This is a genomic window from Shigella sonnei (assembly GCF_002950395.1).
Lineage (GTDB): Bacteria > Pseudomonadota > Gammaproteobacteria > Enterobacterales > Enterobacteriaceae > ECMA0423.
The window spans coordinates 3711294-3735118 of sequence record NZ_CP026802.1 but is presented as its reverse complement, the minus strand read 5'-3'; the positions used below and the strand labels follow the sequence as shown (position 1 = coordinate 3735118).

At 52.2% G+C, this 23825-nt stretch carries 21 protein-coding genes, 4 tRNA genes and 1 pseudogene; 21 read left to right on the top strand and 5 right to left on the bottom strand.

What is annotated here, in order from left to right; genetic code table 11:
- Positions 1-87: 87 nt before the first annotated feature.
- The 21 genes from trxA to C1P89_RS19245 all read left to right on the top strand — a co-directional run bounded on the left by trxA (position 88) and on the right by C1P89_RS19245 (position 18520).
- Entirely contained in the window at positions 88-417 is a 330-nt protein-coding gene (gene trxA / locus C1P89_RS19345; RefSeq protein ID WP_001280776.1) for a thioredoxin TrxA, read from the top strand.
- 140 nt (positions 418-557) lie between these two features.
- Positions 558-659 carry a rho operon leader peptide RhoL gene (gene rhoL / locus C1P89_RS19340; RefSeq protein ID WP_001295255.1) on the top strand — a complete coding sequence of 34 codons (102 nt, stop codon included), beginning with the start codon at positions 558-560 and terminating at the stop codon, positions 657-659.
- Positions 660-743: 84 nt separating this feature from the next.
- The gene (gene rho / locus C1P89_RS19335; RefSeq protein ID WP_001054527.1) at positions 744-2003 is read left to right on the top strand and encodes a transcription termination factor Rho; all 1260 of its coding nucleotides are present in this window, start codon (positions 744-746) and stop codon (positions 2001-2003) included.
- 239 nt (positions 2004-2242) lie between these two features.
- Positions 2243-3346 carry a UDP-N-acetylglucosamine--undecaprenyl-phosphate N-acetylglucosaminephosphotransferase gene (gene wecA / locus C1P89_RS19330; protein WP_001050960.1) on the top strand — a complete coding sequence of 368 codons (1104 nt, stop codon included), beginning with the start codon at positions 2243-2245 and terminating at the stop codon, positions 3344-3346.
- 11 nt (positions 3347-3357) lie between these two features.
- Positions 3358-4404 carry an ECA polysaccharide chain length modulation protein gene (gene wzzE, locus C1P89_RS19325; protein WP_001295256.1) on the top strand — a complete coding sequence of 349 codons (1047 nt, stop codon included), beginning with the start codon at positions 3358-3360 and terminating at the stop codon, positions 4402-4404.
- 55 nt (positions 4405-4459) lie between these two features.
- Positions 4460-5590 (top strand): non-hydrolyzing UDP-N-acetylglucosamine 2-epimerase, encoded by a 1131-nt coding sequence (wecB, locus tag C1P89_RS19320; RefSeq protein ID WP_000866672.1) that lies wholly within the window; start codon positions 4460-4462, stop codon positions 5588-5590.
- On the top strand, positions 5587-6849 hold the full coding sequence (gene wecC / locus C1P89_RS19315; protein WP_000006625.1) for a UDP-N-acetyl-D-mannosamine dehydrogenase: 1263 nt from the start codon (positions 5587-5589) through the stop codon (positions 6847-6849). Before wecB ends, wecC begins: the two co-directional genes overlap by 4 nt.
- A complete protein-coding gene (gene rffG / locus C1P89_RS19310; RefSeq protein ID WP_001226605.1) occupies positions 6849-7916 on the top strand; it encodes a dTDP-glucose 4,6-dehydratase in 1068 nt (355 codons plus the stop codon). Before wecC ends, rffG begins: the two co-directional genes overlap by 1 nt.
- Before the next feature lie 18 nt (positions 7917-7934).
- Positions 7935-8816 carry a glucose-1-phosphate thymidylyltransferase RfbA gene (rfbA, locus tag C1P89_RS19305; RefSeq protein ID WP_000676044.1) on the top strand — a complete coding sequence of 294 codons (882 nt, stop codon included), beginning with the start codon at positions 7935-7937 and terminating at the stop codon, positions 8814-8816.
- The gene (gene rffC, locus C1P89_RS19300; protein WP_001145194.1) at positions 8794-9468 is read left to right on the top strand and encodes a dTDP-4-amino-4,6-dideoxy-D-galactose acyltransferase; all 675 of its coding nucleotides are present in this window, start codon (positions 8794-8796) and stop codon (positions 9466-9468) included. Before rfbA ends, rffC begins: the two co-directional genes overlap by 23 nt.
- Before the next feature lie 4 nt (positions 9469-9472).
- Positions 9473-10603 carry a dTDP-4-amino-4,6-dideoxygalactose transaminase gene (gene rffA / locus C1P89_RS19295; protein WP_000612044.1) on the top strand — a complete coding sequence of 377 codons (1131 nt, stop codon included), beginning with the start codon at positions 9473-9475 and terminating at the stop codon, positions 10601-10603.
- 1 nt (position 10604) lies between these two features.
- Positions 10605-11855 (top strand): lipid III flippase WzxE, encoded by a 1251-nt coding sequence (gene wzxE / locus C1P89_RS19290; protein ID WP_000050265.1) that lies wholly within the window; start codon positions 10605-10607, stop codon positions 11853-11855.
- Positions 11852-12931, top strand: a complete 1080-nt coding sequence (gene rffT, locus C1P89_RS19285; protein WP_000217241.1) for a TDP-N-acetylfucosamine:lipid II N-acetylfucosaminyltransferase — start codon at positions 11852-11854, stop codon at positions 12929-12931. Before wzxE ends, rffT begins: the two co-directional genes overlap by 4 nt.
- Positions 12928-14280: an ECA oligosaccharide polymerase gene (wzyE, locus tag C1P89_RS19280; RefSeq protein WP_000055136.1), complete on the top strand. Its 1353-nt coding sequence runs from the start codon at positions 12928-12930 to the stop codon at positions 14278-14280. The genes rffT and wzyE overlap by 4 nt, the downstream gene beginning before the upstream one ends.
- A 2-nt stretch (positions 14281-14282) precedes the next feature.
- Complete coding sequence (wecG, locus tag C1P89_RS19275) at positions 14283-15023, top strand: lipopolysaccharide N-acetylmannosaminouronosyltransferase (RefSeq protein ID WP_001064038.1); 741 nt, start codon at positions 14283-14285, stop codon at positions 15021-15023.
- A 190-nt stretch (positions 15024-15213) separates the two neighbouring features.
- On the top strand, positions 15214-16599 hold the full coding sequence (thrP, locus tag C1P89_RS19270; protein ID WP_000774731.1) for a bifunctional threonine/serine APC transporter ThrP: 1386 nt from the start codon (positions 15214-15216) through the stop codon (positions 16597-16599).
- Between the two features lie 102 nt (positions 16600-16701).
- Positions 16702-16778, top strand: a tRNA-Arg gene (locus C1P89_RS19265).
- A gap of 58 nt (positions 16779-16836) precedes the next feature.
- A tRNA-His gene (locus C1P89_RS19260) sits at positions 16837-16912 on the top strand.
- A gap of 20 nt (positions 16913-16932) precedes the next feature.
- Positions 16933-17019: transfer RNA gene (locus tag C1P89_RS19255), tRNA-Leu, on the top strand.
- 42 nt (positions 17020-17061) lie between these two features.
- Positions 17062-17138: transfer RNA gene (locus tag C1P89_RS19250), tRNA-Pro, on the top strand.
- A 146-nt stretch (positions 17139-17284) separates the two neighbouring features.
- Positions 17285-18520, top strand: a complete 1236-nt coding sequence (locus C1P89_RS19245) for an anaerobic sulfatase maturase (RefSeq protein WP_000941525.1) — start codon at positions 17285-17287, stop codon at positions 18518-18520.
- Between the two features lie 107 nt (positions 18521-18627).
- Here the strand turns inward: C1P89_RS19245 and C1P89_RS26085 are convergent.
- The 5 genes and pseudogenes from C1P89_RS26085 to hemC all read right to left on the bottom strand — a co-directional run.
- Positions 18628-18765: pseudogene (locus tag C1P89_RS26085) on the bottom strand (arylsulfatase); the annotation flags it as partial.
- A gap of 661 nt (positions 18766-19426) precedes the next feature.
- Positions 19427-20623 (bottom strand): protoheme IX biogenesis protein HemY, encoded by a 1197-nt coding sequence (gene hemY, locus C1P89_RS19240; protein WP_000921791.1) that lies wholly within the window; start codon positions 20621-20623, stop codon positions 19427-19429.
- 2 nt (positions 20624-20625) lie between these two features.
- Positions 20626-21849 carry a uroporphyrinogen-III C-methyltransferase gene (gene hemX, locus C1P89_RS19235; protein WP_000138990.1) on the bottom strand — a complete coding sequence of 408 codons (1224 nt, stop codon included), beginning with the start codon at positions 21847-21849 and terminating at the stop codon, positions 20626-20628.
- Positions 21850-21870: 21 nt separating this feature from the next.
- The gene (gene hemD, locus C1P89_RS19230; RefSeq protein WP_000026050.1) at positions 21871-22611 is read right to left on the bottom strand and encodes a uroporphyrinogen-III synthase; all 741 of its coding nucleotides are present in this window, start codon (positions 22609-22611) and stop codon (positions 21871-21873) included.
- Positions 22608-23549, bottom strand: a complete 942-nt coding sequence (hemC, locus tag C1P89_RS19225; protein ID WP_005137476.1) for a hydroxymethylbilane synthase — start codon at positions 23547-23549, stop codon at positions 22608-22610. The genes hemD and hemC overlap by 4 nt, the downstream gene beginning before the upstream one ends.
- Positions 23550-23825 lie beyond the last annotated feature (276 nt).

The window sequence follows — 23825 nt, the reverse complement described above, 5'->3', positions numbered from 1 at the left end:
TCCGGTGAAATAAAGTCAACCTTTAGTTGGTTAATGTTACACCAACAACGAAACCAACACGCCAGGCTTATTCCTGTGGAGTTATATATGAGCGATAAAATTATTCACCTGACTGACGACAGTTTTGACACGGATGTACTCAAAGCGGACGGGGCGATCCTCGTCGATTTCTGGGCAGAGTGGTGCGGTCCGTGCAAAATGATCGCCCCGATTCTGGATGAAATCGCTGACGAATATCAGGGCAAACTGACCGTTGCAAAACTGAACATCGATCAAAACCCTGGCACTGCGCCGAAATATGGCATCCGTGGTATCCCGACTCTGCTGCTGTTCAAAAACGGTGAAGTGGCGGCAACCAAAGTGGGCGCACTGTCTAAAGGTCAGTTGAAAGAGTTCCTCGACGCTAACCTGGCGTAAGGGAATTTCATGTTCGGGTGCCCCGTCGCTAAAAACTGGACGCCCGGCGTGAGTCATGCTAACTTAGTGTTGACTTCGTATTAAACATACCTTATTAAGTTTGAATCTTGTAATTTCCAACGCTTCCCGTTTTATCTTAAATGCGAAGTGAACAGATTTCTGGCTCGTCACTCAATCCGTCTTGTCGTTTCAGTTCTGCGTACTCTCCTGTGACCAGGCAGCGAAAAGACATGAGTCGATGACCGTAAACAGGCATGGATGATCCTGCCATACCATTCACAACATTAAGTTCGAGATTTACCCCAAGTTTAAGAACTCACACCACTATGAATCTTACCGAATTAAAGAATACGCCGGTTTCTGAGCTGATCACTCTCGGCGAAAATATGGGGCTGGAAAACCTGGCTCGCATGCGTAAGCAGGACATTATTTTTGCCATCCTGAAGCAGCACGCAAAGAGTGGCGAAGATATCTTTGGTGATGGCGTACTGGAGATATTGCAGGATGGATTTGGTTTCCTCCGTTCCGCAGACAGCTCCTACCTCGCCGGTCCTGATGACATCTACGTTTCCCCTAGCCAAATCCGCCGTTTCAACCTCCGCACTGGTGATACCATCTCTGGTAAGATTCGCCCGCCGAAAGAAGGTGAACGCTATTTTGCGCTGCTGAAAGTTAACGAAGTTAACTTCGACAAACCTGAAAACGCCCGCAACAAAATCCTCTTTGAGAACTTAACCCCGCTGCACGCAAATTCTCGTCTGCGTATGGAACGTGGTAACGGTTCTACTGAAGATTTAACTGCTCGCGTACTGGATCTGGCATCACCTATCGGTCGTGGTCAGCGTGGTCTGATTGTGGCACCGCCGAAAGCCGGTAAAACCATGCTGCTGCAGAACATTGCCCAGAGCATTGCTTACAACCACCCGGATTGTGTGCTGATGGTTCTGCTGATCGACGAACGTCCGGAAGAAGTAACCGAGATGCAGCGTCTGGTAAAAGGTGAAGTTGTTGCTTCTACCTTTGACGAACCCGCATCTCGCCACGTTCAGGTTGCGGAAATGGTGATCGAGAAGGCCAAACGCCTGGTTGAGCACAAGAAAGACGTTATCATTCTGCTCGACTCCATCACTCGTCTGGCGCGCGCTTACAACACCGTTGTTCCGGCGTCAGGTAAAGTGTTGACCGGTGGTGTGGATGCCAACGCCCTGCATCGTCCGAAACGCTTCTTTGGTGCGGCGCGTAACGTGGAAGAGGGCGGCAGCCTGACTATTATCGCGACGGCGCTTATCGATACCGGTTCTAAAATGGACGAAGTTATCTACGAAGAGTTTAAAGGTACAGGCAACATGGAACTGCACCTCTCTCGTAAGATCGCTGAAAAACGCGTCTTCCCGGCTATCGACTACAACCGTTCCGGTACCCGTAAAGAAGAACTGCTCACTACTCAGGAAGAACTGCAGAAAATGTGGATCCTGCGCAAAATCATTCACCCGATGGGCGAAATCGATGCAATGGAATTCCTCATTAATAAACTGGCCATGACCAAGACCAATGACGATTTCTTCGAAATGATGAAACGCTCATAAATTTGTCTTATGCCAAAAACGCCACGTGTTTACGTGGCGTTTTGCTTTTATATCTGTAATCTTAATGCCGCGCTGGCGATGTTAGGAAAATTCCTGGAATTTGCTGGCGTGTTATGCAATTTGCATATCAAATGGTTAATTTTTGCACAGGACTGGTGGGTTCGGAACGGACTTTCCCTTCTGAATAAAGGTCTTCGTGGTTATACTTCTGCTAATAATTTTCTCTGAGAGCATGCATTGTGAATTTACTGACAGTGAGTACTGATCTCATCAGTATTTTTTTATTCACGACACTGTTTCTGTTTTTTGCCCGTAAGGTGGCAAAAAAAGTCGGTTTAGTGGATAAACCAAACTTCCGCAAACGTCACCAGGGATTGATACCTCTCGTTGGGGGGATTTCGGTTTACGCAGGGATTTGCTTCACGTTCGGAATTGTCGATTACTATATTCCGCATGCATCTCTCTATCTCGCTTGTGCCGGTGTGCTTGTTTTCATTGGCGCGCTGGATGACCGTTTTGATATCAGCGTAAAAATCCGTGCCACCATACAGGCCGCTGTTGGCATTGTTATGATGGTGTTCGGCAAACTTTATCTCAGTAGCCTGGGTTATATCTTTGGCTCCTGGGAGATGGTGCTCGGACCGTTTGGTTACTTCCTGACGCTATTTGCCGTCTGGGCGGCCATTAATGCGTTCAACATGGTTGATGGCATTGATGGCTTGCTGGGCGGGTTGTCCTGCGTCTCGTTTGCAGCAATCGGTATGATTTTGTGGTTCGACGGGCAAACCAGCCTCGCAATCTGGTGCTTTGCGATGATCGCCGCCATCCTGCCATACATCATGCTTAACCTTGGTATCCTGGGTCGCCGCTACAAAGTCTTTATGGGTGATGCGGGCAGTACGCTGATTGGTTTTACCGTTATCTGGATCCTGCTCGAAACGACCCAGGGCAAAACCCATCCCATCAGCCCGGTTACCGCTTTGTGGATAATCGCCATTCCGCTAATGGATATGGTGGCGATTATGTACCGTCGCCTGCGTAAAGGCATGAGCCCATTCTCTCCTGACCGTCAGCATATTCACCATTTGATCATGCGTGCCGGGTTTACTTCCCGTCAGGCGTTTGTGCTGATTACCCTTGCTGCGGCACTGCTCGCTTCCATTGGCGTGCTGGCAGAATATTCTCATTTTGTCCCGGAGTGGGTCATGCTGGTGCTCTTTTTGCTAGCATTCTTCCTCTATGGATATTGCATTAAGCGTGCCTGGAAAGTTGCTCGCTTTATTAAGCGCGTAAAACGCAGACTGCGTAGAAATCGTGGTGGCAGCCCCAATTTAACCAAATAAATGAGGATGTGATGACACAACCAATGCCTGGGAAACCGGCCGAAGACGCTGAAAATGAACTGGATATTCGTGGGTTGTTTCGTACCTTGTGGGCTGGGAAGCTATGGATTATTGGCATGGGGCTGGCATTTGCGTTAATCGCGCTGGCGTATACTTTTTTTGCTCGTCAGGAGTGGAGCTCGACGGCGATTACCGATCGTCCAACGGTGAATATGCTGGGGGGATATTACTCGCAGCAGCAATTTTTGCGTAACCTGGATGTCCGTTCAAACATGGCTTCTGCCGACCAACCATCGGTCATGGACGAAGCCTATAAAGAGTTTGTTATGCAACTGGCCTCGTGGGATACCCGCAGAGAGTTCTGGCTGCAAACCGACTATTACAAACAGCGGATGGTGGGCAACAGCAAAGCCGATGCGGCGTTGCTGGATGAAATGATTAACAACATCCAGTTTATCCCCGGAGACTTTACCCGCGCGGTCAATGACAGCGTGAAGCTTATTGCTGAAACCGCGCCTGACGCTAATAACCTGTTACGTCAGTATGTTGCTTTTGCCAGCCAGCGTGCAGCCAGCCATCTGAATGATGAGCTGAAAGGCGCATGGGCGGCGCGTACCATCCAGATGAAAGCACAGGTGAAGCGTCAGGAAGAGGTGGCGAAAGCCATCTACGACCGCCGGATGAACAGTATTGAACAGGCGCTGAAAATTGCTGAGCAGCATAATATTTCGCGCAGTGCGACAGATGTGCCTGCCGAGGAATTACCTGATTCAGAAATGTTCCTGCTTGGGCGTCCAATGCTCCAGGCTCGACTGGAAAATTTACAGGCCGTCGGTCCGGCCTTTGATCTCGACTATGATCAGAATCGGGCCATGTTAAACACCCTGAATGTTGGTCCAACCCTGGATCCGCGTTTTCAGACCTATCGCTATTTGCGTACGCCGGAAGAACCGGTAAAACGCGATAGCCCACGTCGTGCCTTCCTGATGATTATGTGGGGCATTGTCGGGGGGCTGATCGGGGCTGGTGTCGCATTAACCCGCCGTTGCTCGAAATAGCAACACTGCTGCGGTGAGCGCAAAGGCGCTCGCCGCTTATTCGAAGAGAATCGATGTGAAAGTACTGACTGTATTTGGTACGCGCCCGGAAGCCATCAAGATGGCGCCGTTGGTGCATGCGTTGGCAAAAGATCCTTTTTTTGAGGCTAAAGTTTGCGTCACTGCGCAGCATCGGGAGATGCTCGATCAGGTGCTGAAACTCTTTTCCATTGTACCTGACTACGATCTCAACATAATGCAGCCAGGACAGGGCCTGACAGAGATAACCTGTCGGATTCTGGAAGGGCTAAAACCTATTCTTGCCGAGTTCAAACCAGACGTCGTGCTGGTTCACGGCGACACAACGACGACGCTGGCAACCAGCCTGGCGGCGTTTTATCAGCGTATTCCTGTTGGTCACGTTGAGGCTGGTCTGCGCACGGGCGATCTTTATTCGCCGTGGCCGGAAGAGGCTAACCGTACATTGACCGGGCATCTGGCGATGTATCACTTCTCTCCAACCGAAACTTCCCGGCAAAACTTGCTGCGTGAAAACGTTGCGGATAGCCGAATCTTCATTACTGGTAATACAGTTATTGATGCACTGTTATGGGTGCGTGACCAGGTGATGAGCAGCGATACGCTGCGTTCAGAACTGGCGGCAAATTACCCGTTTATCGACCCCGATAAAAAGATGATTCTGGTGACCGGTCACAGGCGTGAAAGTTTCGGTCGTGGCTTTGAAGAAATCTGCCACGCGTTGGCAGACATTGCCACCACGCACCAGGACATCCAGATTGTCTATCCGGTGCATCTCAACCCGAACGTCAGAGAGCCGGTCAATCGCATTCTGGGGCATGTGAAAAATGTCATTCTGATCGATCCCCAGGAGTATTTACCGTTTGTCTGGCTGATGAACCACGCCTGGCTGATTTTGACCGACTCAGGCGGCATTCAGGAAGAAGCGCCTTCGCTGGGGAAACCGGTGCTGGTGATGCGCGATACCACTGAGCGTCCGGAAGCGGTGACGGCGGGTACGGTGCGTCTGGTAGGCACGGATAAGCAGCGAATTGTCGAGGAAGTGACGCGTCTTTTAAAAGACGAAAACGAATATCAAACTATGAGCCGCGCCCATAACCCGTATGGTGATGGTCAGGCATGCTCTCGCATTCTGGAAGCGTTAAAAAATAATCGGATATCACTATGAGTTTTGCGACCATTTCTGTTATCGGACTGGGTTACATCGGGCTGCCTACAGCAGCAGCGTTTGCCTCACGGCAAAAACAGGTGATTGGTGTCGATATCAACCAACACGCGGTTGATACCATCAATCGTGGCGAAATCCATATCGTCGAGCCTGATTTGGCGAGCGTAGTAAAAACTGCCGTAGAAGGCGGTTTTTTACGAGCGAGCACGACGCCAGTTGAAGCGGATGCCTGGCTGATTGCTGTACCCACGCCGTTTAAAGGCGATCATGAGCCAGATATGACCTACGTTGAATCGGCTGCTCGCTCCATTGCGCCAGTGCTGAAAAAAGGCGCGCTGGTGATCCTTGAATCCACCTCGCCGGTGGGGTCAACCGAGAAGATGGCAGAATGGTTAGCAGAGATGCGTCCGGATCTCACTTTCCCACAGCAGGTGGGCGAGCAGGCGGACGTCAACATTGCTTACTGCCCGGAACGCGTGTTACCGGGCCAGGTTATGGTCGAGCTGATTAAAAACGATCGCGTGATTGGTGGTATGACGCCGGTTTGTTCGACCCGCGCCAGCGAACTGTACAAAATTTTCCTCGAAGGTGAGTGTGTCGTCACTAACTCGCGGACGGCGGAAATGTGTAAGCTCACCGAAAACAGCTTCCGCGATGTGAATATCGCTTTTGCTAATGAATTGTCGCTGATTTGTGCCGATCAGGGGATTAACGTCTGGGAACTGATTCGCCTGGCGAATCGTCACCCTCGCGTTAATATTCTTCAGCCTGGCCCTGGCGTGGGCGGTCACTGCATTGCTGTTGATCCGTGGTTTATCGTGGCACAGAACCCCCAGCAGGCGCGGCTTATCCGTACCGCGCGCGAAGTGAACGATCACAAACCGTTCTGGGTTATCGATCAGGTGAAAGCGGCGGTGGCTGATTGCCTGGCGGCTACCGATAAACGCGCCAGTGAACTGAAAATCGCCTGCTTTGGTCTGGCGTTTAAACCGAATATTGATGACCTGCGCGAAAGCCCGGCGATGGAAATCGCTGAACTGATCGCCCAGTGGCATAGCGGCGAAACTCTGGTTGTTGAGCCTAACATCCACCAGTTGCCGAAAAAACTGACCGGGCTTTGTACTCTGGCGCAGCTTGACGAGGCGCTGGCAACGGCAGACGTGCTGGTGATGCTGGTCGATCATAGTCAGTTTAAAGTTATCAATGGCGACAATGTCCATCAGCAGTATGTCGTCGATGCCAAAGGAGTCTGGCGCTGATGAGAAAAATTCTGATAACAGGTGGTGCCGGGTTTATTGGCTCGGCGCTGGTGCGTTATATCATCAACGAAACGAGCGACGCGGTGGTAGTGGTCGATAAGCTGACCTACGCCGGAAACCTGATGTCGCTGGCACCGGTCGCGCAAAGCGAGCGCTTTGCCTTTGAGAAAGTTGATATCTGCGATCGGGCAGAACTGGCACGCGTATTCACTGAGCATCAGCCAGACTGTGTCATGCATCTGGCAGCCGAAAGCCATGTTGACCGTTCTATTGACGGCCCGGCAGCGTTTATTGAAACCAACATTGTCGGGACTTATACATTGCTTGAAGCGGCGCGGGCTTACTGGAATACGCTGACGGAAGATAAAAAATCAGCGTTCCGTTTTCATCATATCTCCACCGACGAAGTATATGGTGACCTGCACTCGACGGATGATTTCTTCACCGAAACCACGCCGTATGCGCCGAGCAGCCCTTATTCCGCGTCAAAAGCCAGCAGCGACCATCTGGTGCGCGCCTGGCTGCGGACCTACGGTCTGCCGACGCTTATCACCAACTGCTCGAATAACTACGGTCCTTACCACTTTCCGGAAAAACTGATCCCGCTGATGATCCTCAACGCGCTGGCGGGTAAACCGCTGCCGGTATATGGCAACGGGCAGCAAATCCGTGACTGGCTGTATGTGGAAGATCACGCCCGCGCGCTGTATTGCGTGGCGACCACCGGGAAAGTCGGTGAAACCTATAATATTGGTGGTCACAACGAGCGTAAGAATCTCGATGTTGTGGAAACCATTTGCGAGCTGCTGGAAGAACTGGCTCCGAACAAGCCGCACGGCGTGGTGCACTATCGTGACTTGATCACCTTTGTCGCTGACCGTCCGGGGCATGATCTGCGTTATGCCATTGATGCTTCGAAAATTGCCCGTGAACTTGGCTGGCTGCCACAGGAAACCTTTGAAAGTGGAATGCGTAAAACGGTGCAGTGGTATCTGGCTAATGAAAGCTGGTGGAAGCAGGTGCAGGACGGCAGCTATCAGGGCGAGCGTTTAGGTCTGAAAGGCTAATTTTCAGCGGAGGCAAACATGAAAGGTATTATCCTGGCGGGCGGTTCCGGCACCCGATTGCATCCGATTACGCGCGGCGTATCGAAGCAACTGTTGCCGATTTACGATAAGCCAATGATTTACTATCCGCTGTCGGTGCTGATGTTGGCCGATATCCGCGAAATTCTCATCATCACTACGCCGGAAGATAAAGGTTATTTCCAGCGCCTGCTGGGCGATGGTAGTGAGTTCGGTATCCAGCTGGAATACGCCGAACAGCCCAGCCCGGACGGTCTGGCGCAGGCCTTTATCATCGGTGAAACCTTCCTCAACGGTGAACCTTCTTGTCTGGTGCTGGGCGATAACATCTTCTTCGGTCAGGGCTTCAGTCCGAAGCTGCGTCATGTTGCGGCGCGCACGGAAGGGGCGACGGTATTTGGCTATCAGGTGATGGACCCGGAACGCTTTGGCGTGGTGGAGTTTGACGACAATTTCCGCGCTATCTCGCTGGAAGAAAAGCCAAAACAGCCGAAGTCAAACTGGGCGGTGACCGGGCTTTATTTCTACGACAGTAAAGTCGTGGAGTACGCAAAGCAGGTGAAGCCGTCGGAGCGTGGTGAACTGGAGATTACCTCCATCAACCAGATGTACCTCGAGGCGGGCAACCTGACCGTTGAACTGCTCGGGCGCGGATTTGCCTGGCTGGACACTGGCACTCACGACAGCCTGATTGAAGCCAGTACCTTTGTGCAGACAGTAGAAAAACGCCAGGGCTTTAAGATTGCCTGCCTGGAAGAGATCGCCTGGCGTAACGGCTGGCTCGATGACGAGGGTGTGAAGCGTGCTGCCAGTTCATTAGCGAAAACTGGCTACGGCCAATATCTGCTGGAGTTACTTCGTGCCCGTCCGCGCCAGTATTGAGCCACTAACCTGGGAAAACGCCTTCTTTGGTGTTAACAGCGCCATCGTGCGCATTACGTCTGAAGCACCGCTCCTGACGCCAGACGTGTTAGCGCCGTGGTCACGGGTGCAGGCCAAAATTGCGGCATCAAATACGGGTGAACTGGATGCCCTGCAACAGCTGGGATTCTCCCTGGTAGAAGGTGAAGTTGATTTGGCACTACCCGTGAACAATGTCAGTGATAGTGGTGCTGTAGTGGCACAAGAGACCGATATTCCCGCATTACGTCAGTTAGCCAGCGCCGCATTTGCGCAAAGCCGTTTTCGTGCGCCGTGGTATGCGCCTGACGCCAGCGGACGCTTTTATGCACAGTGGATTGAAAATGCCGTGCGCGGCACCTTTGATCATCAATGTCTGATTTTACGTGCGGCGTCCGGCGGTATTCGCGGTTATGTCTCTTTACGGGAACTCAATGCGACAGATGCGCGAATTGGCCTGCTGGCTGGACGCGGTGCAGGTGCTGAGCTGATGCAAACGGCGCTAAACTGGGCGTATGCTCGCGGTAAAACAACTTTGCGGGTGGCGACCCAAATGGGCAACACCGCCGCGCTTAAACGATACATACAAAGTGGTGCGAATGTAGAAAGCACCGCGTACTGGTTATACAGGTGATCACATGATTCCATTTAACGCACCGCCGGTGGTGGGAACCGAACTCGACTATATGCAGTCGGCAATGGGTAGCGGCAAACTGTGTGGCGATGGCGGTTTTACCCGTCGCTGCCAGCAGTGGCTGGAGCAACGTTTTGGCAGCGCCAAAGTGTTACTGACGCCGTCCTGCACCGCTTCGCTGGAGATGGCGGCGCTGCTGCTCGATATCCAGCCTGGCGATGAAGTGATCATGCCGAGCTACACCTTTGTCTCCACCGCCAATGCCTTTGTGCTGCGTGGCGCAAAAATCGTTTTTGTGGATGTTCGCCCGGACACCATGAACATCGACGAAACGCTGATTGAAGCGGCGATCACCGACAAAACGCGCGTTATCGTGCCGGTCCATTACGCGGGTGTGGCCTGCGAAATGGACACCATTATGGCGTTGGCGAAAAAGCATAATCTGTTTGTGGTAGAAGATGCCGCTCAGGGCGTGATGTCCACTTACAAAGGGCGTGCACTGGGAACCATTGGTCATATTGGCTGCTTTAGCTTCCATGAAACCAAAAACTATACGGCGGGTGGTGAAGGCGGCGCGACGCTGATTAACGATAAAGCGTTAATCGAACGAGCCGAGATCATCCGTGAAAAGGGCACTAACCGCAGCCAGTTCTTCCGTGGTCAGGTCGATAAATATACCTGGCGCGATATTGGCTCCAGCTATTTGATGTCCGATCTGCAAGCTGCGTACCTGTGGGCGCAACTGGAAGCAGCGGATCGTATCAACCAGCAACGTCTGGCGCTGTGGCAAAACTACTACGATGCGTTAGCGCCTCTGGCGAAAGCCGGGCGTATCGAGCTGCCGTCGATTCCCGATGGCTGCGTGCAGAACGCGCATATGTTCTACATTAAACTGCGGGATATTGATGACCGGAGCGCGTTGATTAACTTTCTGAAAGAAGCGGAAATCATGGCGGTGTTCCATTACATTCCGCTGCACGGTTGCCCTGCGGGGGAACGCTTTGGTGAGTTCCACGGTGAAGATCGCTACACCACCAAAGAGAGCGAGCGCCTGCTGCGCCTGCCGCTGTTCTACAACCTGTCGCCCGTCAATCAGCGTACGGTAATTGCGACTTTGTTGAACTACTTCTCCTGATATGTCGTTGGCAAAAGCGTCCTTGTGGACGGCGGCCAGTACACTGGTCAAGATTGGTGCCGGGTTACTGGTCGGTAAGTTGCTGGCTGTGTCATTTGGTCCGGCGGGGCTTGGGCTGGCGGCAAATTTCCGCCAGTTGATTACCGTGCTCGGCGTGCTTGCCGGAGCTGGCATCTTTAACGGTGTAACCAAATACGTTGCCCAGTACCATGATAATCCGCAACAGCTGCGCCGCGTGGTCGGCACTTCATCAGCGATGGTACTTGGTTTCTCTACGCTGATGGCGCTGGTTTTTGTGCTGGCAGCTGCGCCAATCAGCCAGGGACTGTTTGGTAATACCGACTATCAGGGGCTGGTGCGTTTAGTGGCGCTGGTGCAAATGGGGATCGCCTGGGGCAACCTGTTACTGGCGCTGATGAAAGGCTTTCGCGATGCCGCAGGTAATGCGTTATCGCTGATTGTCGGCAGCTTGATTGGCGTTCTCGCGTACTACGTCAGTTACCGTTTGGGCGGTTATGAAGGGGCGTTGCTGGGTCTGGCGCTGATTCCCGCGCTGGTGGTGATTCCTGCCGCCATCATGTTGATCAAACGTGGTGTCATCCCGTTAAGCTATCTGAAACCCAGCTGGGATAACGGTCTGGCAGGGCAGTTGAGCAAATTTACGCTCATGGCGTTGATTACGTCGGTGACCTTGCCTGTTGCTTACATCATGATGCGTAAACTGCTGGCGGCGCAGTATAGCTGGGATGAAGTGGGGATCTGGCAAGGGGTGAGCAGTATTTCCGATGCCTACCTGCAATTTATTACGGCATCGTTCAGCGTATATTTGCTGCCCACGTTGTCGCGGCTAACGGAAAAGCGCGATATCACCCGGGAAGTGGTTAAATCGCTGAAATTCGTCTTACCGGCAGTGGCGGCGGCGAGTTTTACCGTCTGGTTGCTGCGTGATTTTGCTATCTGGTTGCTGTTGTCGAATAAATTTACCGCTATGCGCGATCTCTTTGCCTGGCAGTTAGTGGGTGATGTGTTAAAAGTGGGCGCTTATGTCTTTGGTTATCTGGTGATCGCCAAAGCGTCACTGCGGTTTTATATTCTGGCGGAAGTCAGCCAGTTCACTTTATTGATGGTATTTGCCCACTGGCTAATCCCTGCGCATGGTGCACTGGGCGCGGCGCAGGCATATATGGCAACTTATATCGTCTATTTTTCTCTTTGTTGTGGCGTGTTTTTACTCTGGCGTAGGCGGGCATGACTGTACTGATTCACGTACTGGGATCGGATATCCCTCACCATAACCGAACCGTTTTGCGGTTTTTCAATGACGCGCTGGCCGCGACGAGCGAGCACGCGCGCGAGTTTATGGTTGTTGGCAAGGACGACGGCTTAAGTGATAGCTGTCCGGCGCTTTCTGTGCAATTTTTCCCTGGGAAAAAATCGCTGGCGGAAGCGGTCATCGCGAAAGCAAAAGCTAACCGTCAGCAGCGATTTTTTTTCCACGGTCAGTTCAATCCCACACTGTGGCTGGCTCTGCTGAGTGGTGGCATTAAGCCCAGCCAGTTTTTCTGGCATATCTGGGGGGCAGACCTGTATGAGCTTTCCAGTGGCTTGAGATATAAGCTTTTTTACCCGCTACGTCGCCTGGCGCAAAAGCGAGTCGGCTGTGTATTTGCCACCCGCGGTGATTTGAGCTTTTTTGCCAAAACGCATCCAAAGGTGCGGGGCGAACTGCTGTACTTCCCGACGCGGATGGACCCTTCTCTCAATACGATGGCGAATGATCGGCAACGTGAAGGGAAAATGACCATTCTGGTGGGGAACTCCGGTGACCGCAGCAATGACCATATTGCTGCCTTGCGCGCCGTTCATCAGCAATTTGGCGATACGGTAAAAGTGGTGGTGCCGATGGGATATCCGCCTAATAACGAAGCGTACATTGAGGAAGTTCGTCAGGCGGGGCTGGAGTTATTCAGCGAAGAAAATCTGCAAATTTTGAGCGAAAAACTGGAATTTGACGCCTATCTGGCGCTACTTCGTCAGTGCGATCTTGGTTACTTTATTTTTGCCCGCCAGCAGGGCATTGGTACGCTTTGCTTACTGATTCAGGCGGGCATTCCTTGTGTGCTTAACCGGGAAAATCCGTTCTGGCAGGATATGACGGAACAGCATTTGCCGGTGCTGTTTACTACCGACGATCTCAACGAGGATATTGTGCGTGAAGCGCAGCGCCAGTTGGCGTCGGTGGATAAAAACACCATTGCCTTCTTTAGCCCTAACTATCTACAAGGCTGGCAGCGGGCGTTGGCGATTGCCGCCGGGGAGGTCGCATGAGTCTGCTGCAATTCAGTGGCCTGTTTGTGGTCTGGCTGCTCTGCACGCTGTTTATTGCCACGCTGACCTGGTTTGAGTTTCGCCGTGTGCGCTTTAACTTCAATGTCTTCTTTTCATTGCTGTTTTTGCTCACCTTTTTCTTCGGCTTCCCGCTGACCAGCGTGCTGGTATTTCGCTTTGATGTTGGTGTCGCGCCGCCAGAAATCTTGTTGCAGGCGTTGCTTTCTGCGGGCTGCTTCTACGCGGTTTACTATGTCACCTACAAAACCCGCCTACGCAAACGCGTTGCTGATGTACCGCGCCGTCCGCTGTTTACCATGAACCGCGTGGAGACCAATCTTACGTGGGTGATCCTGATGGGTATCGCGCTGGTAAGCGTCGGCATCTTCTTCATGCACAACGGCTTTTTGCTGTTCCGGCTTAACTCCTACAGTCAGATCTTCTCCAGTGAAGTCTCCGGCGTGGCGTTAAAACGCTTCTTTTACTTTTTCATCCCGGCGATGCTGGTGGTCTACTTTCTGCGCCAGGACAGCAAAGCGTGGCTGTTTTTCCTCGTCAGCACGGTCGCCTTTGGCTTGCTGACTTATATGATTGTCGGCGGCACTCGCGCCAATATCATCATCGCATTCGCTATCTTCCTGTTTATTGGCATTATTCGCGGCTGGATTTCGTTGTGGATGCTGGCGGCGGCGGGCGTGCTGGGGATTGTTGGCATGTTCTGGATGGCGCTAAAACGCTATGGAATGAATGTGAGCGGCGATGAAGCGTTCTATACGTTTCTCTATCTCACTCGCGACACCTTCTCCCCGTGGGAGAATCTGGCGTTGCTGTTGCAGAACTACGACAACATCGACTTCCAGGGCCTGGCTCCAATTGTCCGCGATTTCTATGTCTTTATCCCTTCCTGGCTGTGGCCGGGTCGCCCGAGTATGGTGCTGAACTCAGCCAACTACTTTACCTGGGAAGTGCTGAATAACCACTCCGGACTGGCGATCTCGCCTACGCTTATAGGCTCACTGGTGGTGATGGGCGGCGCGTTGTTCATCCCGCTCGGGGCGATCGTGGTTGGTCTGATCATCAAATGGTTCGACTGGCTGTATGAGCTGGGCAACCGCGAGCCTAATCGCTATAAGGCTGCGATATTGCACAGTTTCTGCTTTGGGGCGATCTTCAATATGATCGTGCTGGCGCGTGAAGGGCTGGATTCGTTTGTCTCACGCGTAGTCTTTTTTATCGTGGTCTTCGGCGCATGTCTGATAATCGCAAAACTGCTGTACTGGCTTTTTGAAAGCGCCGGACTCATTCATAAACGTACAAAATCATCGCTCCGGACGCAGGTTGAAGGATAACAATGAATAACAACACCACGGCACCGACCTATACGCTGCGTGGCTTACAGTTGATTGGTTGGCGTGATATGCAGCACGCCCTCGATTATCTGTTTGCTGACGGGCAGCTTAAGCAGGGAACGCTGGTTGCCATTAATGCTGAAAAAATGCTGACCATTGAAGATAACGCCGAGGTCAGGGAGTTAATTAACGCTGCCGAATTTAAATATGCGGATGGCATCAGCGTTGTACGTTCAGTACGTAAAAAGTACCCGCAGGCGCAGGTTTCCCGCGTTGCCGGTGCCGATCTCTGGGAAGAGCTGATGGCGCGCGCAGGCAAAGAAGGGACGCCGGTATTTCTTGTGGGCGGTAAACCTGAAGTGCTGGCGCAAACTGAAGCTAAACTGCGCAACCAATGGAATGTGAATATCGTTGGCAGTCAGGATGGTTATTTTAAACCCGAGCAGCGTCAGGCGCTGTTTGAACGCATTCATGCCAGCGGAGCGCAAATCGTCACCGTTGCGATGGGATCGCCAAAGCAGGAGATCTTCATGCGCGACTGCCGTCTGGTGCATCCAGATGCGCTGTATATGGGCGTTGGCGGGACTTACGATGTTTTCACCGGTCACGTAAAACGCGCACCGAAAATCTGGCAAACGCTGGGACTGGAGTGGCTCTACCGCCTGCTTTCGCAGCCGAGCCGCATTAAGCGTCAGCTTCGTTTGCTGCGTTATTTACGCTGGCACTACACCGGCAACCTCTGATTTTCCTCTCTTTGTAAAGCGACGGAGTGGTCACTCCGTCGCCTGTCTGCTTTTTTATTACACAAAGCATTCAAATTTTTAATGCTTTATTTGCCATTTCTCCTGAATTACGAAAACATTCGCAACACTCGATGTACCCATAACGATAACCGGTAACACCGGAAAGCATGCAAACACAACACGAGGATTTATGGCAGATAACAAACCAGAGCTACAGCGTGGGCTGGAAGCTCGACATATCGAACTCATCGCCCTGGGGGGCACTATTGGCGTCGGCCTGTTTATGGGGGCCGCCAGTACCCTGAAATGGGCCGGGCCATCCGTATTGTTGGCCTATATCATCGCCGGGCTGTTCGTCTTTTTCATCATGCGTTCAATGGGCGAAATGTTGTTCCTTGAACCTGTTACCGGTTCGTTCGCCGTTTATGCGCATCGTTATATGAGCCCGTTTTTTGGTTATCTCACCGCCTGGTCTTACTGGTTTATGTGGATGGCGGTGGGGATCTCAGAAATCACCGCCATTGGCGTTTATGTCCAGTTCTGGTTCCCGGAGATGGCGCAGTGGATACCTGCATTGATCGCGGTGGCGCTGGTGGCGTTGGCGAATCTGGCGGCGGTGCGGTTGTACGGCGAAATCGAGTTCTGGTTCGCGATGATCAAAGTCACCACGATTATCGTGATGATTGTCATTGGCCTGGGCGTGATTTTCTTTGGCTTTGGCAATGGCGGGCAGTCGATTGGTTTTAGCAATCTCACAGAGCATGGCGGTTTCTTTGCGGGTGGCTGGAAAGGGTTCCTGACCGCGCTGTGTATTGTGGTGGCGTCCTACCAGGGCGTGGAGCTGATTGGCATTACTGCCGGTGAAGCGAAGAATCCGCAGGTGACGCTGCGCAGTGCTGTAGGCAAAGTGCTGTGGCGGATCCTGATTTTCTACGTAGGCGCGATTTTCGTTATCGTCACCATCTTCCCGTGGAATGAAATTGGCAGCAACGGCAGCCCGTTCGTACTGACTTTTGCCAAAATCGGTATTACCGCAGCGGCGGGCATTATCAACTTTGTGGTGCTGACGGCTGCGCTCTCTGGCTGTAACAGCGGCATGTACAGTTGCGGACGTATGCTCTACGCACTGGCGAAAAACCGTCAGTTACCGGCGGCGATGGCGAAAGTTTCCCGTCACGGCGTACCAGTTGCGGGTGTGGCAGTATCTATTGCTATTCTGCTAATTGGCTCATGCCTGAACTACATCATTCCCAATCCGCAGCGTGTGTTTGTCTACGTCTACAGTGCCAGCGTGCTTCCGGGGATGGTGCCATGGTTTGTGATATTGATAAGCCAGCTGCGTTTTCGGCGTGCACATAAAGCGGCGATTGCCAGCCATCCGTTCCGCTCAATCCTGTTCCCGTGGGCCAACTACGTAACAATGGCATTCCTGATTTGCGTTTTGATCGGCATGTACTTTAATGAAGATACGCGTATGTCGCTGTTTGTTGGCATCATCTTTATGCTGGCGGTGACGGCGATTTATAAAGTTTTTGGCCTTAATCGCCACGGGAAAGCGCATAAACTGGAGGAATAAGCAGCAAAACGCACAAACCGTAACCAAACGCGCAATTTATTTAAAAAGGGACTAGACAGAGGGGTGGGAAGTCCGTATTATCCACCCCCGCAACGGCGCTAAGCGCCCGTAGCTCAGCTGGATAGAGCGCTGCCCTCCGGAGGCAGAGGTCTCAGGTTCGAATCCTGTCGGGCGCGCCATTTAGTCCCGGCGCTTGAGCTGCGGTGGTAGTAATACCGCGTAACAAGATTTGTAGTGGTGGCTATAGCTCAGTTGGTAGAGCCCTGGATTGTGATTCCAGTTGTCGTGGGTTCGAATCCCATTAGCCACCCCATTATTAGAAGTTGTGACAATGCGAAGGTGGCGGAATTGGTAGACGCGCTAGCTTCAGGTGTTAGTGTCCTTACGGACGTGGGGGTTCAAGTCCCCCCCCTCGCACCACGACTTTAAAGAATTGAACTAAAAATTCAAAAAGCAGTATTTCGGCGAGTAGCGCAGCTTGGTAGCGCAACTGGTTTGGGACCAGTGGGTCGGAGGTTCGAATCCTCTCTCGCCGACCAATTTTGAACCCCGCTTCGGCGGGGTTTTTTGTTTTCTGTGCATTTCGTCACCCTCCCTTCGCAATAAACGCCCGTAATAACTCATTGCCCCACGGTATGATTTCGCCCTTAACGTATTGAAGGATGACTTCAGGCAAGGAGTGACCATGCTGCAACAGGTTCCAACGCGTGCTTTTCATGTGATGGCGAAACCGAGTGGTTCCGATTGTAATCTGAACTGTGACTACTGTTTTTATCTCGAAAAACAATCCCTTTACCGCGAAAAGCCAGTCACGCATATGGACGATGACACGCTGGAAGCGTATGTCCGTCACTATATCGCTGCCAGCGAACCGCAAAACGAAGTGGCTTTTACCTGGCAGGGCGGCGAACCAACGTTACTCGGGCTGGATTTTTACCGCCGTGCCGTAAAGTTACAGGCGAAATACGGTGCTGGCAGGAAGATAAGTAACAGCTTCCAGACTAACGGCGTGCTGCTCGATGATAAATGGTGTGCATTTCTGGCAGAAAATCATTTTCTTGTTGGGTTATCGCTGGACGGTCCGGCTGAGATCCACAATCAATATCGCGTGACCAAAGGTGGCAGACCAACGCATAAGCTGGTGATGCGTGCCCTGACGCTGCTGCAAAAACATCATGTCGACTATAACGTGCTGGTCTGCGTCAACCGCACCAGCGCGCAGCAACCGTTGCAGGTTTATGATTTTTTGTGCGATGCGGGAGTCGAATTCATCCAGTTTATTCCGGTGGTCGAGCGTCTGGCTGATGAAACAGCTGCCCGCGATGGACTGAAATTGCATGCGCCTGGTGATATTCAGGGGGAACTGACGGAATGGTCGGTGCGCCCCGATGAATTTGGTGAATTTCTGGTGGCGATATTCGACCACTGGATCAAACGCGACGTCGGCAAGATTTTCGTGATGAATATCGAATGGGCGTTTGCCAATTTTGTCGGTGCGCCGGGTGCGGTTTGCCATCATCAGCCAACCTGTGGGCGCTCGGTGATTGTTGAGCACAACGGCGACGTTTACGCCTGCGATCACTATGTTTATCCGCAATATCGGCTGGGGAATATGCATCAGCAAACAATTGCAGAAATGATCGATTCCCCGCAACAGCAGGTGTTTGGTGAAGATAAATTTAAGCAATTACCGGCGCAGTGTCGCAGTTGTAACGTGTTAAAAGCGTGCTGGGGAGGCTGCCCGAAACACCGCTTCATGCTCGATGCCAGCGGCAAACCGGGGCTGAATTATTTGTGTGCCGGGTATCAGCGTTATTTCCGCCATCTACCGCCATATCTTAAAGCAATGGCTGATTTGCTGGCGCACGGTCGCCCGGCCAGTGACATTATGCAGGCACATTTGCTGGTGGTGAATAAGTAAAAAAGCGGCCATTTTGTGGCCGCCTGCGGTTGATTGCCGGATGCGGCGTAAACGCCTTATCCGGCCTACATGATCGTGCAAATTCAATAAATTGCAGCGTTCTGTGGATACTGGTTTGGGTGATCGTATCCGGCAAAGCCTTTGCGTGCGGTGGCAGTTGACGGGGTATCTGCTGCGCTGGCCATGAGAGGAAGAGCGGCGGCGACAGCAACAACAAGAAGTTTGGGTGAAAACGAAAATTCCATGCAAAATGCTCCGGTTTCATGTCATCAAAATGATGACGTAATTAAGCATTGATAATTGAGATCCCTCTCCCTGACAGGATGATTACATAAATAATAGTGACAAAAATAAATTATTTATTTATCCAGAAAATGAATTGGAAAATCAGGAGAGCGTTTTCAATCCTACCTCTGGCGCAGTTGATATGTAAGGCAGGTTTATTATATTGCGTTGATTATTAATGCTTTTTTAGTTTTAACGGCAATTAATATATGTGTTATTAATTGAATGAATTTTATCATTCATAATAAGTATGTGTAGGATCAAGCTCAGGTTAAATATTCACTCAGGAAGCAAAGAGGATTACAGAATTATCTCATAACAAGTGTTAAGGGATGTTATTTCCCGATTCTCTGTGGCATAATAAACGGGTAGATGCTCATTCCATCTCTTATGTTCGCCTTAGTGCCTCATAAACTCCGGAATGACGCAGAGCCGTTTACGGTGCTTATCGTCCACTGACAGATGTCGCTTATGCCTCATCAGACACCATGGACACAACGTTGAGTGAAGCACCCACTGTTGTCATACAGACCTGTTTTAACGCCTGCTCCGTAATAAGAGCAGGCGTTTTTTTATGCATCAGAAAGGTCCCGGAGGTGCTTGCCTCCGGGTGAGAAGGAACTACTGTGGTGGGTTGTTCTGCAACGTTAACATCAAACCGTCGCGACGCATCGCTGCAGCTTCTTCCGGCTTGTGCAGTCTGTCCAGCGCGTCGGCAAGCCATGCGTAATCGTAGGCGTCCGGACGTTGTTTCAGCGCTGCGCGGAAGGCGAGCGATGCTTCCTGCCATTCTCCGTGCTTCATCAGTGACTGGCCCAGTGTGCTCCACAACAGCGGGCGATCGCCGACGTTTTTGATCTGCTGGCGCAGCACTTTTTCCAGCTGTTCCGGATTGTTGGTTTTCAGTCGAGGAATCGGCAGCAGTAGGCGATCGTCGTACTGGCGTTTCAGGCCATCGATGATAATTTGCTGGGCAGTATCATGATCGTCACATTCAATAAGATGTTCCGCCATTGCCACCTGCAACGCTACCTGATGACGCGTTTTCCGGCTTTGGTTTTTCCACCAGTTACGCAAACCTTCACTACCGTTATCGGCACGCGCCTGATCCATCAGGCCAATCCATGCCTGTTGTTCCAGCATTGCACGATGTTCTTCATCACCAACATGGGCTTTCGCCATTGATGGGATGATATCCAGCAGAGAACTCCATGCACCTGTGCGGATATACGCCTGTTCCGCCAGACGTAATACTTCCGGATGGCGTGGCGTAACTTCCAGCAGCTTATCCACGCCGTGGCGTGCAGCATGGTTTTCATTACGGGCCAGTTGCAGACGTACACGGGTGATTTCTACCGGAATGGTGTCATTGCCGGCCAGCTCTGCTGCGCGTTCCAGATGTTGGTTGGCGCGTGCTTCATCACCACGTTGTTGCGCGGCTTCGGCAGCCAGTAGATAGTTCACCACCGGTTGTTCCGCGTGATCGGCATTTTTCGCCATCAGCTTTTCAACTTGCTGATAATCGCCTTCCGCCAGTTTCAGCAGCGCCTGTTCGGTCTGCTTACGGGCACGGCGACGCTTACGTCCGACAAACCACCCACGGGTGTGTGCGCCTGTGCGGAAGATCCGCCGCAGTAGCCACTCAATGGCAAACAGCACTACCATCGCCAGAATCAAAATAATCGCCAGGCCCGTGACGCTGGTTTCGATATTGTAGTTGTCAGTCTGGATCAGCACGTAACCCTGATGACCGGCAATCATCGGGCCAACCACTATCCCCGCAATCAGCAAAACAAAGAGTAATAACACTTTTAGCATGGTTATTCTCCTTGCGGCGCGGCTGCCGGAGTATCACCTTGCGGTGCAGGTGCAGGTGCAGGTGCAGGTGCAGGTGCAGGTGCAGGTGCAGGTGCAGGTTTAGCTTCCGTTGTCCCCGCTGCCGGTTGTGCCAGCAGGTTACGCACGCGGGTCTGCATCAGTTTTTCCAGCATCGCCTGGCTTTGCAGGGTTTCCGGAAGATCCATCGAGATATTTTGCTGGCTTAACTGGTCCACCTCGTCGAGGAACGCTTTGGTGGTGGCATCATCAGTATCGTAGTAAGCACGTACCCAGGTGGAGACGTTCTCCAGCGCCTGGCGATAAGTCTCTTCCTGATGACGCGGTACAGCTTGTGCTGCGACCAGCAGGCGAGAGCGAATATTTTCGCGCAGATAGATATCCTGATTTGGCGCTAACAGCGGTACGGCGGTGTCATCACGACGGCGAATCGTAATGAAGTTGTCCATAAAGTTCTGCCAGCTTTTTTGCAGATTGATACGCCATTCGCTGATGGAACTGGAAAGCTCTTCACCGTCTGAATCCATCGGCGAACCATCGCTGTCATTATCGGCCAGACGCAGGTTATCTACCTGATTTGAAAGCTGATTAAGCTTAAGGATGATGCCGTCATAATCCACCTGCGATACTGCAGAAAGGCTGGCGATATCATCGGTAATTGCCCGACGAACGGTAATCAGACTCGGGTCATTCATATCCGCCAGGCTGGCGTCTGCACTTTTCAGCAACGCTGCAGCGGTCGTGACGTCCTGATCGCTCCACAGCTTCCGTCCGGCGAGTTTCACCAGAAAATCGGCCTGGGCCAGCAGCCAGGTTTTAGCATCGCTGCCGGAAATGGTGGCGACCTTTTGCTGGACTTCATCCAGCTGTTTTGCCAGCGTTTCTTGCTGACGATTCGCCTGTTCAAGCTGCGTAGCCTGTTGCTTAATAATGCCTTCCAGTTCGGCTTTTTGGCTCTCCTGGGCTTTTTGCAATGCCGTCAGTTGGTTAGCCAGGGCATCGCTGGTGGCGGTCTGATTGACGGCCTGTTGTTTACCCCAGCCATACAAACCGACGCCCGCCGCCAGAGCAATAGCGATAGCCGCCGCGCTGAGAATCAATGCGGTATTGTTCTTACTCTTTTTTTCTGTTGCGACAGGTTGTGACGTGGTGTCCACGGCCTCCCTAGTCTCTTCAACCACGGCGGAGGTTTTTTCTTGTTCCGTCATTATGGCTTCCTGTTATGAGAGTTATTGTAATGCCCGTAAAAGCGCATCGTTGGCAGCGTTATCGGCGACCTTAATGTCTTGCCAGCCCAGTTCCCGGGCGAGTTTCGCCAAACGCTCACTGACGACCAATAGTCGACAGTGTAGTAACCAGTGCTCACGATACCATTGTGGGATCAGCGACCAGAGTTGCTGCAACATTTCACCGCTGGTAACAACGACCGTCGTCACCTCGCGGGATTGCCAGCGCATCGCTTCTTCTGCACCATCGTAATGGATTGCGCATCGTTGATAACATTCACAAAAAGTGACCTCAGCACCGCGCGCCGTCAGGGTATCCCCAATTAGCTCACGACCGCCATTGCCACGTAATATCAGCGCACGTTTGCCCGCAATATTTTGTAATTCAGGTAATTGTAGCAAGACTTCGCTGATTTCCCGATCCTGCGGGTAGAGAATCTTCTGTCCGCTTACGGTATGTAGTGCCAGTGCGGTGGTGCGTCCAATGGCGAAATAATTAGGTAGTCGGGGCCATTTACGATCTTGCTGATGTAGCTGTGATTGGGCAAAAGCAACCGCGTGTTGCGAGAGGGCAAACAACAGATCGCTCTCCCCCAGCGCTGCCAGTTGATCAGCAAGTTGCGGTAATTGTTGACCCGGAGAAAACTCAATCAGCGGAAAATGCCAGGCCACCTGCCCCAGTGTGCGCAGACGGCTCACTAACTCTTCTCCAGCGGGAGACGGGCGGGTGACAAGGATACTCATGCCGGGGCGTCTCCGTTATAGACTTCAGCGAGGATCTCGCGCGCGCCGTTATTCAGTAGCTCTTCTGCCAGCGAAATCCCCATTTGTTTGGCATTTTGCGGCGCACCGCGGCGTTCACCGCGAATAATCTGCGAACCGTCCGGCGCGCCGACCAGCGCACGCAGCCAGATTTCGCCATCAATAAGCTCGGCGTAGCTACCAATTGGCACCTGACATCCGCCTTCGAGACGGGTATTCATGGCGCGTTCTGCGGTAACGCGCAGTGCAGTTTCGTGGTGATTCAGCGCGGCAAGCAGCTCGCGAGTGCGCGTATCATCAAGGCGGCATTCAATACCGACTGCACCTTGTCCTACCGCCGGAAGAGAAATCTCGGGTGGTAACGCGGCGCGAATGCGGGACTCCAGACCTAAACGTTTTAGTCCGGCTACGGCAAGAATGATGGCATCGTATTCGCCGTTATCTAGTTTGCTCAGGCGAGTGCCGACGTTGCCGCGCAGGGAGCGGATAATCAGATCCGGGCGGCGTTCAGCCAGTTGGCACTGGCGACGTAAACTGGACGTCCCGACGATACTGCCTGCTGGTAACGCATCCAGACTGTCATAGTTATTGGACACAAAGGCATCGCGAGGATCTTCACGCTCACAAATAGTGACCAGTCCCAGACCTTGCGGGAATTCAACCGGCACATCTTTCATTGAATGTACGGCGATATCGGCGCGATTTTCGAGGAGCGCGACTTCCAGCTCTTTTACAAATAAGCCTTTTCCGCCTACTTTCGCCAGCGGCGTATCAAGAATCACATCGCCGCGCGTCACCATCGGTACCAGTTCAACGACCAGGCCCGGATGGCTCGCCATCAACTTGTCTTTGACATAGTGTGCCTGCCAGAGTGCAAGTGGGCTTTGGCGTGTGGCAATTCTTAAAACATTGTCTAACATGCTTGTTACCGTCATTATCATCCGTGGTCCATCCTAACATCCTTGCCAGAGTGATGTCAGTGTTGTGGTGAAACGTAGACGCCTGCGCAAACCGTAAAATGAGGTCTGGCAGTGGATCCTGACAGACGTTTCACGCTGTCGTAATAAGGAATTTACAGAGAATAAACGGTGCTACACTTGTATGTAGCGCATCTTTCTTTACGGTCAATCAGCAAGGTGTTAAATTGATCACGTTTTAGACCATTTTTTCGTCGTGAAACTAAAAAAACCAGGCGC

Bases quoted from the DNA above. Each gene is read 5' to 3' on its own strand.
- thrP (WP_000774731.1), top strand. From the start codon at position 15,214: ATGGCAGATAACAAACCAGAGCTACAGCGTGGGCTGGAAGCTCGACAT.
- rho (WP_001054527.1), top strand. From the start codon at position 744: ATGAATCTTACCGAATTAAAGAATACGCCGGTTTCTGAGCTGATCACT.
- rfbA (WP_000676044.1), top strand. From the start codon at position 7,935: ATGAAAGGTATTATCCTGGCGGGCGGTTCCGGCACCCGATTGCATCCG.
- rffT (WP_000217241.1), top strand. From the start codon at position 11,852: ATGACTGTACTGATTCACGTACTGGGATCGGATATCCCTCACCATAAC.
- rffA (WP_000612044.1), top strand. From the start codon at position 9,473: ATGATTCCATTTAACGCACCGCCGGTGGTGGGAACCGAACTCGACTAT.
- hemY (WP_000921791.1), bottom strand. From the start codon at position 20,623: ATGCTAAAAGTGTTATTACTCTTTGTTTTGCTGATTGCGGGGATAGTG.
- rhoL (WP_001295255.1), top strand. From the start codon at position 558: ATGCGAAGTGAACAGATTTCTGGCTCGTCACTCAATCCGTCTTGTCGT.
- wecG (WP_001064038.1), top strand. From the start codon at position 14,283: ATGAATAACAACACCACGGCACCGACCTATACGCTGCGTGGCTTACAG.
- wzzE (WP_001295256.1), top strand. From the start codon at position 3,358: ATGACACAACCAATGCCTGGGAAACCGGCCGAAGACGCTGAAAATGAA.
- wecC (WP_000006625.1), top strand. From the start codon at position 5,587: ATGAGTTTTGCGACCATTTCTGTTATCGGACTGGGTTACATCGGGCTG.
- C1P89_RS19245 (WP_000941525.1), top strand. From the start codon at position 17,285: ATGCTGCAACAGGTTCCAACGCGTGCTTTTCATGTGATGGCGAAACCG.
- hemD (WP_000026050.1), bottom strand. From the start codon at position 22,611: ATGAGTATCCTTGTCACCCGCCCGTCTCCCGCTGGAGAAGAGTTAGTG.
- wzyE (WP_000055136.1), top strand. From the start codon at position 12,928: ATGAGTCTGCTGCAATTCAGTGGCCTGTTTGTGGTCTGGCTGCTCTGC.
- wzxE (WP_000050265.1), top strand. From the start codon at position 10,605: ATGTCGTTGGCAAAAGCGTCCTTGTGGACGGCGGCCAGTACACTGGTC.
- hemX (WP_000138990.1), bottom strand. From the start codon at position 21,849: ATGACGGAACAAGAAAAAACCTCCGCCGTGGTTGAAGAGACTAGGGAG.
- trxA (WP_001280776.1), top strand. From the start codon at position 88: ATGAGCGATAAAATTATTCACCTGACTGACGACAGTTTTGACACGGAT.
- hemC (WP_005137476.1), bottom strand. From the start codon at position 23,549: ATGTTAGACAATGTTTTAAGAATTGCCACACGCCAAAGCCCACTTGCA.
- rffG (WP_001226605.1), top strand. From the start codon at position 6,849: ATGAGAAAAATTCTGATAACAGGTGGTGCCGGGTTTATTGGCTCGGCG.